Here is a 10,784-nt window from a genome sequence, read left to right on the forward strand (position 1 = left end):
CGCCCCGTGCGGTGAGCGGTGCCGGCTCCTCGTGCCGCAGGGCCACTACAAAACTACCACCGTCACAGCCGCCCTGCGCAGCACCGGCCTGTGCGCGCTCAGTCTCGTCGATGGCGCCACCAACGGCGCCCGCTTCCGCAGCTACGTCGCCGACAGCCTCGTCTCGGTGCTGCGACCCGGGGACACCGTCATCCGAGTTCATAGAGTTCGTAATCCGAGTTTGCCTGCATGCACTCGGCGGGATCTGCGCCCTTGAGCGTGGGAGGCGAGACTTGCAGGGGGGCGATCTCCTGTCCCAGCGCCAAGCCCAGGAAGGATCCACTACATACTATATTTGATAGTGTTACCAGCGTGATGGCAGCTGCACATACGACACGCATGGGACGCCTCCGAGATAGTCGAATGCATATTGTTTGTGCATTTAGATGTTTTACAGACTTGACATTAATTGCTGATAGAAGTTACAGCCTTATTGCACCATTCAGATAAAACTGTTCGAAGTTTTTGTCAGACAAAATTCTATAATATCGTGACTTAGAATGATAAGTCGACAGCTTATATTATATAAAATTAATTCTCACAAATTTATAAGCTCAACGCGTTTTTATCATCATTGAAGTATCGATTTCGTATCATTCCATATTTGCTGCACAATCCGAGTGAAGGTTGCCGATCCGCGTAATATCGATGCAAGTTGCCCGTCTACCGATTACTTGGTTACTTCACGGCGATCGCGCCGTGTCCGGATCGTCGCCTTTGTTGGAGGCGGCCTGCAGCGACAGGGCCGCATGAATGCTGAGTTCATCGAAGCGCTCATCAGGATTAGGCGCGAACGTCATCGCTGCTTGGATCAGCACGAGCGCGGCCGCGACCACCGCCACCCCGATGAGCAGCTGCGTTATGGCCACAGCGTGCGCGCGAGCGGCGTGGATCAACGCGCAGCCCAACACGAAGGCGCAGACCTGAGTGGCCGGAGCGAGCAGGCTGGCGCTCATCGAGACGTCCTCACTGGCAGCACGGCGGTCAATTGGTTCAGGAGCCATCCGGGCCTCAGTCCCTGCGGCATAGCCTTACCGGAGGCGGTCCGGCCGATCCGCTCCGCGACACGGCGGCTCCAGTCCCGCGCTGGGCCTTCGATCCGGCGGTTCGTCCAAGCCGACACGACGAGCACAAGCCCGACATAGGCCAGCACCAATGCATCCGCGGCGAGCGCCGAGCCCAGAGGCGACACCCGCACTGGGATCACCGCAGCCGCGTCCGGCAGCAGCCAAGTCGCTCCAACTCCAACGCCCAGCCGCAGCATGCCCTCGAGGGCGAACCAGACCGGCACGTGCACGAGGTAGATCGAGAACGACAGCTCACCGAGCCGACCAAGGACGCGTGCCGCGAGGACTTGCGCCAAGCCACCCTCATCGAAGGCGAGGCATAGAACCATGGCGGCAAATGCGAACGGAATGACGAGTGAGGCGGCACCGCTTGATGGGCATGACGCGACCGTCAGCGCCAGAGCTGTCGCCGCGATTTGTGTGTGGGTGCCGAGGGTCGCCCCACAAGTTCGCAGGCGCAGGTAGGCCGTATAAACGAGTGTGCCGAGGAAGAACGACAGCAGGCAGCGGAAGACCGCCGCGCCGGAAGTGGCGGCAAGGCCCTCAGAGCTGTGCGCGACGGCGGCAAGCCCGACGCACGACAAGGCAGACCAGACCACGAGGCGGCCGCGGCGCAGTGCCAGCACGGTCAGCCCGAACAGAATGTAGGTCCAGAACTCGACCGCAATGGACCAGCAGGGATGGTTCCACATCCATGTCAGGCCAGGGATCAGCCCGAAGGTCATGGTCGCTTGGGCAAGAAGCGGCCCTACCCCAGTGAAGCCCGTGAAGACTAGCCGGCCTGAGGGAAAGCCGGCGTGGTCGGCCAGAGCGAAGCCCAGTTCCAGGGCTACGAAGGCGGCGAGCACCGCAAAATGGAGCGGCAGCAGGCGGCCGGCGCGCTTGAGGGCGAATCGGACGAGATCCCCCGACGTGCGCACGCCGCCATAGGTCGCGGCCATAACGAAGCCGGAGAGGACGAAGAAGAAGTCGACAGCGTAGAAGCCGTGGCGGACTGGCAGGAGGTCGTAGCCGTGCCAGGTCCAGCGCAGGTGGTAGAGGACGACGAGCAGGGCGGCGAGGCCGCGCATCGCGTCAAGCGCGATCCAGCGGCCTGCCAGGGCTGATCCCGGAGGCATGAGCGATCACCTGAGTTGTGGGCGTCCCCAACCCACGGTCGAGGTGCAGGGCCTCTACAGCGCAAGACACCGGGAGCTGTTGGCTTTCCGGTGCAGCCGATCAATCAGTTGGGCTGACTATGGCCCGACGAACACGAGCGGCGTTGATGCCGCCGCAGTGCCATTCGTGACGGCTGCGGCCTCAGAGATCGGCAGCACAATCAGCATTGTGGCCCAGAACGCAGCTGCGGCAACAACAAGCGCCGCGGCATCCAAGCGAAAATTGCGTCGAAGTGCCGATTTCGGTGCAGTGTTCATGGAGATACCTCCAGGCGATACAAATTACTGCGGCGCATTTGAAGTTAGGCGAAGCGTTGCTGGGTAGCCTCCGCCATTTAGCGGACAGCAAATCGACCTCTAATCACAAATCGGTGAGGAAGACCGAGATATTCAGCGCTTGAGGACGACGTAATTATCGACTGTCCCTCAAAGGCGACCCAAGCCCAATCACAACGCGTAATAGATCTGACTGCCGCTTCGTATCTGTTTTTCTGAACAATGCGTCGAGATGGGTCTTTACCGTGGAGCGAGCAACGCCTAGTACTTTGCCTGTTTCAGCCAAAGTGCGACCATTAAGCAGCTGTGCAAGTACTTGTAGCTCACCGGGTGTGAGCTGAAAGATTGTGTTCGCTGATGAAAGCGGCGTCACGAGTTCTTTTTCCGGCTCGCGCAGCAGAAGCAGAAACGGCTCACCCATCGCTTCGCTGACCTTCTGGAGAGCAATCCATGAAGCGTGCAGCACCCTCTCGCCTCGATCCACGACGCGCATGTCTCGCCCCCGGCCGCCCTGCGATCCTTTGAGACTGGCAACAAGCCGCATTCCGTCCGTGCTCACGCCGGCCAAGCGCCCCTGGTGCTCGCGCAGGATGCTGGCCCGCTTAAGTTCGGCTTGTGCCTGGGCATTCCCGAACACAATTCGGCCGTCGGGATCGAGGACCAGGGCGGCCGCAGTCAGGGCATCGAGGGCACTGCGCAAAGTGCCAGTTTCGACCTGCTGATATCCTAGAATACCGGAAATCAACACAGAGCGGCGGAGATGAGGAGCAATAACGCGCGCAAATTCAATATCTTCGTCAATAAAATCGCCTAAGCTGGATTTTTTCGAAAGACCAAAATGACCGAACTCAGTCAAGGCTCGCGTTAGCGGAACGCCAATATAATCTCCATGATCACGATTGATGAAGCATTGGCGCCAATATAGACTCCTATGCAAAGCATCGACAGTGACATACTGTTCGCGACTTTTGCACATTGGTTCGAGAAGTGGATGAACAAGGCCCATAGGAATCAATGGATTGAGGTGAATGTTAGCCTGCGCGAGCGCTAGCAACTCGGTGCTCCAACCCCATTGCGCCGCCATCCTGCTGTTGCCCGCGGTCGGATTGTAAACCGCCAGATCGGCTAAGTAAGCTTGAATGATTTCTGCGATTTCTCCCAAGGTATTCGGCCACAACATGGTGTCGAGCGCACAGTCGTAGATGCGTCCGATTAAGGCAGAGAAGGCAGGATCAGCTCTCATCATTGTCTGACCTCCGGCAGTTGAAATGCACTTGCGCGCGTTCCAAGAACGCACGTGCGCGCGGTCCTCGATCGCACCTGAATACTCTCTAGCTGCGGGAGCAAAGGACGGGCCACCGTATCGGTCCGAGCCGATTTGCACATCCCCTCGAAATCTCCTTGCCTTCACGGCCAATCAGCCAGCATGGAAACTGAAATGCGGTGACAAGCGTCAGCAGCGGCAATGCAGCAGACGTCGCGCCGTGTTGTTCAACGCAATCTACCCTCAGCGTCCGATTTAGCCAGTTTGATTTGAGTATACCCAAATCAAATCGACCTGCCGTTCGCGATGGGTGGCTTCCCGTGCCGTGGTCAGTCGCTGGTGCAGCGCGGCGTTTTCGGACGCGAGAGCGAAGGACAGGGCAGTCACGTCACCGCCCATCCCCGCCCCTACGCACTCGATCCGAGCGGCGCGTCTAGTGCCGCGGAAGGCCGGCCACAATGGCGTTCGTCAGATCGTCCAGTCGTTACAACAGGTAGCTCACGCCTGAGACGATCATGAGCAGATTGATCGCTCGCGCGAAGTGCAGATCTGACAGGGTCCGGTAGCAGAGCAAGCCTATGGCTGTACCGAGCAACGATCCCGGCACGCACAGCAGGTCGCCTAGTTCAACGCCGTGACCGGCGGATGTCCCATGCACGAGGCTCAAGGTCAGCAGCGCGGCCACCTGCATGATCAGGATGAACGGCTGAAACAGAGCACGCTGGCGATCCTTGTCCCAGCCCTTCATGGCGCACCAGATCGTCACGAAGGCACCGGGGAAGCCAACTGCGCCACCCGTGATGCCGCCGAGCACACCGACTGCGCCATCAAGCGCCGGGTGCTGCCATCGTACGACGACCGGGCGCCGTAGCAGCATGTAGGTCCCGTAGAGCAGGAGAAAGATGCCGAGCGCGTGCGTGTAGACGCCTCGATCAACATGTAGGAGTAGCCACACCCCCCAAGGTAGGCCAAGCGCCCCGCCAGCGAGGAAGACGGCCAGCACACGCCAGTCGACAGTCTGCCGAAGAGCCCAAACCATGGCGGCCTGATTGGCAACACTGCACAGCATCATGATCTCGACCACTTGGACCGGGTCGATGGCAAGGTGGAACAGTAGCGCGCCGCAGATGGCCGAGAAGGCGAAGCCGCCGATGCTGGAGAGCGCTGCTGCGGCGGCAATGGCCACCATCACAGTTGCGCTCGGGGCGCCCGAGTGATCGGCCGAGATGAGGCAAATGACGGTGGCGCCTAGTAGTAGCGCCTCGTACCAGCTGCTGCTGATCACCTGAGCGCAAGCGCGCGCGAGGGAGCGCCGCGGCGAGACCTGAGCCTCGGTCGCGGACGGCGCCCCATTGGAGGGCGACACGTCAGTCCGTCTCGATGTGTGTGGCGAGCGGTATTATCATGGCGGCTTCGCTCGCCTCAGTTTGAGCAAGCTCGGCTTCGTCGATCGGCCGGGCGAACCACGAGAAATGACACAGGCCCGTAAGAACGAAAGCCGTGATGAACAGCGTCGTGATCCGCATGGCGCCCTCCGGTCAAAAGAGAAATCGCGGCAGCCTTTTCCGGGCCGCCGAAGCAACCTGCGTTTCGGATTGAAGCAGAGACGCTAGGGCCGCCGCATCCCCCAATTGGTGGAGCATCTGTCTGTGTCGTTGCTCCACGCATCCGACGCGAAGTCGTCGGCCAGATGCTCGATTACGCCGCGAACTCGGTCCTGCACTGGCCGCTGGACACCTTGAGAGCCCAATTCGGGGCGCGATGCGAGGCGGAGAGCCGTGATTCCGGCGAGGTGCTGCGGGACCTCATCGGACCGGATGCCGAACCGGAGGCTTTCTGGGAGGCCGTGCGCACCAACCTTCAGGCCGGTCGGGTGCGGCTTCTATTCGTCGCCGACCGCGTGCCGCCGGAGCTCCGGCGCGTCGTGGAGTTCCTGAACCGGCAGATGCAGCCGGCCGAGGTTCTGGCGGTCGAGCTTCGCCAGTACGAGGGACAGGGCCTGAAGACGCTCGTGCCGATCGTGCTCGGCCGGTCGGAGGCCACCAAGGATCGCAAGGGCTCCTCGAGCCGTGCAGCGCAGCCGAAGCGAACTTGGGACGAGGCTACTGTCATGGCGGAGATCGCAGCCCGCGGTGACGAGGCGATCCTGGAAGCCGCTCGCGCGATCGTGGCCTGGATCCGTCGCCGCGCCGACCGCATCGCCTTCAACACGAACCCGAGCTTCGGCGCGCTMGGGGCGGTGTTCGAGGTTGACGGGGTCGAGCTCTCCGCGCTGCGGGTCTTCACCGACGGGACCATGGCGGTATACTTCGAGTACATGCTGGGAAAGCCGGTGTTCGACGCCCTCCCCTTGCGGCAGGAGCTCCTCGATCACCTGAACGCCGTCCCGGGCATTCGACTGCCGCCGGACGCCGTGTCGAAGCGCAAGACCATCCCGCTCGCCGGCCTGTCGGCCGAAGCGATCGCGGCGTTCCTCGCGGCCATGGACTGGTTCGTTGACACCCTCCGCGCCGGATCGAGCCCAGCGGGAGATTGACCATACGCCCGCACCCGCTCGCGAGGGCCACACTCGGTACTGCCCTCCCCGGCCGCTGAGCGATCCCGATGCGATCAGCCCAGCTGCGGCGGCCCATCGAACGCCCTCGATCCAGACCGGTCACGATGCCGATCGGGCGCCTCTTCGTCCTCCGCCACGGCGCGGCGTTCGACCGTTCTCCGCGTCGGGTTGCGGCGCGGCAGCGGCTGGAGGCTCGCCGTCTTCGCGACCAGATAGTCGAGGGCCTGAGAGGTCGCGTCGACCTGATCGTCGCTTCGGCCGAACGGAAAGGCCAATAGCGCGCTGACGTAGTCGTGGGTCCAAGGCTCCGACGCGGGTATCCACACCTGCCCGGCCTCGAACCGGGCGCTCTGCGCAAGAAGCCGGGCACGCTTGTCGTAGCGGGGCCGCCGCAGGTGAACCCRAACGCCGCTCGTGCGCCGGATGTCCTGCTGCAGGCTGCGGCCGAGCTCGGTGTCCTCGATCAGGGTCTCGTCAGGACGCCAGGCGCGGACGGTCTCGAGGATTTTGTTGCGCAGCTCCGGCGTCTCCCACCGGCCTCGGACCAGCTCCAGCAGATAGTAGTTCTCCCCGTCCCAGCCCCAGAGCATGCCGACCGAGTAGCTGCTGGTCGCGTCCAGCGTCGAGGCCGTGTCCCAGCTGGCCACGAAGTATTTGAGCACCGCAGCGTTGGGCTCGCGGTCGAAGTACTTCAGCCATTTGCGACGGATGACGTTGCCGTCCGGGGGCACGGGATCCTGCAGGTACATCGCCGCGAACGTCATCGAGCCGACGGCGCGCCGCATCTCCTCGAGCGCTTCCCGCGGCTCACGCTCGGCATCTAGCACCTCGCCGGCCCGGCGCTGGTAGATGTCGTGCTCGTGTGGCCCGATCCGATAGCATGCCGCGTCCGATGCGATCGCCGGCAGGACCAGCCGGTCCCAGTCGCCGCTCCGCTGCACCTGGCCGATGAGGTCGTCTTCGTGCAGGCGCTGCGAGATCAGGACGATCGCACCCTTGCGTTTGTCGTTGAGGCGGGTGCGATGCGCGGTGTTCCAGAGCTCCATCTCTCGGCGCCGGACGGCCTCCGAGAAGGTCGCCTCCGGGCTCATCGCGTCGTCGCCGATGATCAGATCCGCGCCGCGTCCGAGGACCGGCCCCGAGATAGACACGCCGAAGCGGTAGCCGCGCTCGGTCGTGATCGTCTCGAGCTTACGGTCCCCGCCCCGCTTGATCCGGAACGCCGGGAACGCTTCCTGGAACCATGCGCTGGCGACGATCGCCCGGAAGGCCGCCGCGTGAGTCTGGGCGAGGTCGGCGGAATACGAGGTGCAGATGATCCGCAGCCGTGGATCGCGGCCGAGCCGCCAGGCGGTGAACGCGACCGTGACGATGAGCGACTTGCCCGAGCGCGGCGGCACGTTGACGATCAGCCGCCGACTCTCGCCCGCCTCGACGCGACGCAGCGCCTCGGCGACGGCGTGCAAGTGCCAGTTGTCGACGAATGGGGTGCCGGGTTCGAGGGTAGCGAAGCAGCGCTCGTAGAACAGCATGAAGTCCGTGCGGAGCAGCGCCCGGTACAGGCGAGCCGCCGGGTTCATGCGTCGACCTCCGGCTCAAGCTCCTGGTCGCGCGGGTCGCCGCCTAATGGATCGTCGTTCGAGATACCGCGACCGAGTCGGCGCAGACGCCGTTCGGCCGCGCGAAGCAGCGCGGCCTCCTCCTCCGGTGAGAGGTCGTCGTCGTCCGAGGTCCCCGCCGTCCGGGCGAGTCGATCCTGCCGCCGCCGGTCGAGCAACTTGGCGGCCGAGACGTTGCGGCGTGACGCCGCCTCGAACAGGAAGTGGTCGATCGCCTCGTCACGGGTGACCCGCACGGGTTTGCCGTCGATGCGGATGCGGATCGTCCCGTCGAGGAAGTCCTGCTTCGGCTTGGGCCGCCCCTTGCGCCCCCAGGGGTTGCGCCGCTCGCCCTCGCGAATACGGAACTCGGCCGGCGGCCTTCCGTAGCCGACGGCCTCGTCATCCGGTGCCCCCGCGGGGGCGCCGGCCTTGCGATGTCCAGCCATGGCGCGACCTCACGCGGTCACGATTGCGGCGCCGCTGGAGCGCTCCGCCCGGGTCTGCGCGAAGGTGCGTCCGGTCGCCTCAAGGACGGCCTCGGCCCGTGTGAAAGCCTCGAGCCGCCGCACGGCGGTGTCGGCGTATACCGGGTCGATCTCGGCCCCGTAGCCAACCCGCCGCGCCCGGTGCGCGGCCAAGAGCGTCGAGCCGGCGCCGGCGAACGGGTCGAGCACCGCCTCCCCGCGCAGCGTCACGTCGAGGATGGCGTCGTGCAGCAGCGCGACGCTCTTGGGCGTCACGTGGCCCACGAGATCCTCGTCGCGCATCCGGCCGAACGCGTTGGCGCCGGCGTAGTGCCAGACGTTCGAGCGCCAGCGGCCGTTCCTGCCGAGTTCGACGTTGTTGACGTGGGGGGCTGAGCCGAGCTTGAAGGCGAAGATCAGCTCATGCTGCGAGCGCCACAACGAGCCCATACCCGCGTTCGACTTGACCCACGGGATCAGGTTTTTGAACGAGGCGTACACCTCGCGGCCCGCCACCATAATCTCGTAGGCGTGTCGCCAGTCCATGAAATACAGCGCGAGCGACCCGTCGAGGGCGTGCTCGGCGGCATTGCGGAAGGCGGTCGTCAGGAAGGCGATGAATTCCGCCTCGGTCATCTCGCCGGACGCCATGGCGAACTCGCGCGCGCTGGCGCGGCCCGAGACGTGCCCGGCCACGCGCACGTTGAACGGCGGATCGGCCAGGACGAGGCGCGCGCGGACCTGCGCCATCAGGCGCCGCAGGGTATCCGGGTCGAGGGCGTCGCCGCAGATTAGGCGGTGGCCGCCCTTGAACACCCAGCAGTCGCCGAGCTGGGACACGGGCGGCCCAGCCGCCGACCCGGGCAGCGCGTCGGCCTTGTCGGCCTGGGCGTCCACGTCGCCGGTGTAGACGTCGATCTCGCTCGTCGAGAAGCCAGTGAAAACGGCCAGATCTGGGTCGGCGTCGAGCACGTGGGTCAGCTCGACCTTCAGCGCCTCCGCCTCCCAGGTGGCCATCTCCTCGATCTTGTGCAGGCTGAGGCGCAGGACGCGGGCCTCGTCGTCGGAGAGGTCGTCGACGTAGGTGACCGGCACCTCGGGCAGGTCGAGGGCGTGGGCAGCCTCGACGATGCTGTGGCCAGCGATGACGGCACCGCCACGCCGGACGAGGATCGGGCGCACGACGCCGAAGCGGCGGATGTTGCGCTGAAGGGCTTCCTGCTGACGCTTGCCGGCGCGGCGGAGGGCACGATTGCCGGCGGTCAGCCTGTCGAGCGGGACGTACTCGACGGAGATCCGGCGATAGCCGGAATGGGCGGTCCGTACCGGCGCCGCGGCCAAGGCCTCGCACTTGAGGTTGGCCGCCGTGGGCGCAACGGTCCGGGTGGCGCGTTCAAGAGCACGCTCGAGCGACGTCGAAGCGAGCGCCGGCACGATTGGGTCGACGGGACCGGAAGCCGGGTTTGGGCTGGTGCGGATGCGCTTGCGCGCGACGGGAGCGGTCATCTCATCCTCGAGAGGCACGCCGCAAGCGTGTGGAAGGGCACGACGACCGTGCACTTCGACAGGGCTTGTGACAGAGTGCCTGCATCGAGGACCGGGGACGGTCCCTGATCAGAGTCCCTCCACGGATGGGCGCCTGAGCCGTCCGCTTGCAATCAGCATCGGCCAGCCGAGTGGGTACTGTCAAGTAGCCGATCGAACCGCTGCCTCGGGGCGACCGCGGTAAGTCGACCCGCCGATCCAATGTCTATTTTTGCATCGCATTAAATTGCCATTTCGCGGGGCGCAGAATTCCCATTTCGCGGGCGCTCAAAGCGGAGACCGGTTCGAGCCTGACTGCGTCCACCACCAGGCTTTCTCGCCCGGTGGTTTCTTGAATCAGGCCGGGCACTTAGCCGGGCCGGCGAGACGCGATGGTACCCCACGTGGCACCCCGCCTGTCACCCCTGGCCGGACCGTGTTAACCACCTTTTTTCGCGCGCGGCGGCCCGACCGCGGCGCCGCCGGTCCGAAGGACTGGCCGCACGAACCTGTCTGAATCCGAGGAATGTCGGCTCGCGTACGCCCCGGCCCAAAGGCCGCTCCGGGACCGCCTCAGCCTGAAGGGGCCCGACGAGGCGACCGCGCGTCCGGACAGACGCGGGAGGCGCGCCAGGCGAGGACACGCCTTCGCTGTCGCTAGCCTAGCTGTGCAGTCCCGCGGTGTGGTGGCATCAATTTAGCTGTAACCGCCGCACACCGGGAGGCGTTATGGGACAGGTTCTTCACGGCTGCGCCACGACCACGCACGCGGTCAGAGCAACGCTACAGCGATCGAAAGCTCCGCTCAAAGATCTTGCCGCCCAGCATGGACTGA

The 10,784-nt window shown here is 64.4% G+C and carries 10 protein-coding genes and 1 pseudogene; 2 read left to right on the plus strand and 9 right to left on the minus strand.

The window, feature by feature from the left end:
- Positions 1-193, plus strand: a pseudogene (locus tag AC1DXK_RS28230) (IS630 family transposase); the annotation flags it as partial.
- Positions 194-722: 529 nt separating this feature from the next.
- On the opposite strand, the gene AC1DXK_RS28235 reads toward AC1DXK_RS28230, so the two are convergent.
- From AC1DXK_RS28235 to AC1DXK_RS28260, 6 genes are all read right to left on the minus strand, one after another.
- Positions 723-995, minus strand: a complete 273-nt coding sequence (locus tag AC1DXK_RS28235; RefSeq protein ID WP_456685532.1) for a hypothetical protein — start codon at positions 993-995, stop codon at positions 723-725.
- The gene (locus AC1DXK_RS28240; protein ID WP_456685533.1) at positions 992-2,224 is read right to left on the minus strand and encodes an acyltransferase family protein; all 1,233 of its coding nucleotides are present in this window, start codon (positions 2,222-2,224) and stop codon (positions 992-994) included. The genes AC1DXK_RS28235 and AC1DXK_RS28240 overlap by 4 nt, the downstream gene beginning before the upstream one ends.
- Positions 2,225-2,341: 117 nt before the next feature.
- Complete coding sequence (locus AC1DXK_RS28245) at positions 2,342-2,521, minus strand: hypothetical protein (protein WP_456685534.1); 180 nt, start codon at positions 2,519-2,521, stop codon at positions 2,342-2,344.
- A gap of 154 nt (positions 2,522-2,675) precedes the next feature.
- Positions 2,676-3,785 carry a helix-turn-helix transcriptional regulator gene (locus tag AC1DXK_RS28250; protein WP_456685535.1) on the minus strand — a complete coding sequence of 370 codons (1,110 nt, stop codon included), beginning with the start codon at positions 3,783-3,785 and terminating at the stop codon, positions 2,676-2,678.
- A 502-nt stretch (positions 3,786-4,287) separates the two neighbouring features.
- On the minus strand, positions 4,288-4,992 hold the full coding sequence (locus AC1DXK_RS28255; RefSeq protein WP_477299539.1) for a sulfite exporter TauE/SafE family protein: 705 nt from the start codon (positions 4,990-4,992) through the stop codon (positions 4,288-4,290).
- Positions 4,993-5,170: 178 nt separating this feature from the next.
- Positions 5,171-5,329, minus strand: a complete 159-nt coding sequence (locus AC1DXK_RS28260) for a hypothetical protein (protein ID WP_456685537.1) — start codon at positions 5,327-5,329, stop codon at positions 5,171-5,173.
- A gap of 164 nt (positions 5,330-5,493) precedes the next feature.
- Here AC1DXK_RS28260 and AC1DXK_RS28265 point away from each other — a divergent pair, with 164 nt between their 5' ends.
- Positions 5,494-6,339: a hypothetical protein gene (locus AC1DXK_RS28265; protein ID WP_456685538.1), complete on the plus strand. Its 846-nt coding sequence runs from the start codon at positions 5,494-5,496 to the stop codon at positions 6,337-6,339.
- 74 nt (positions 6,340-6,413) lie between these two features.
- On the opposite strand, the gene terL is transcribed toward AC1DXK_RS28265, so the two are convergent.
- From terL to AC1DXK_RS28280, 3 genes are read right to left on the minus strand one after another with little or no spacing between them, the layout of a single operon-like run.
- Positions 6,414-7,940, minus strand: coding sequence for a phage terminase large subunit (gene terL / locus AC1DXK_RS28270; RefSeq protein WP_477299540.1), 1,527 nt, complete (start codon positions 7,938-7,940; stop codon positions 6,414-6,416).
- The gene (locus tag AC1DXK_RS28275; RefSeq protein WP_456685540.1) at positions 7,937-8,407 is read right to left on the minus strand and encodes a hypothetical protein; all 471 of its coding nucleotides are present in this window, start codon (positions 8,405-8,407) and stop codon (positions 7,937-7,939) included. The genes terL and AC1DXK_RS28275 overlap by 4 nt, the downstream gene beginning before the upstream one ends.
- Before the next feature lie 9 nt (positions 8,408-8,416).
- The gene (locus tag AC1DXK_RS28280) at positions 8,417-9,931 is read right to left on the minus strand and encodes a DNA modification methylase (protein ID WP_456685541.1); all 1,515 of its coding nucleotides are present in this window, start codon (positions 9,929-9,931) and stop codon (positions 8,417-8,419) included.
- Positions 9,932-10,784 lie beyond the last annotated feature (853 nt).

Source organism: Methylobacterium sp. P3_A11 (assembly GCF_056403155.1).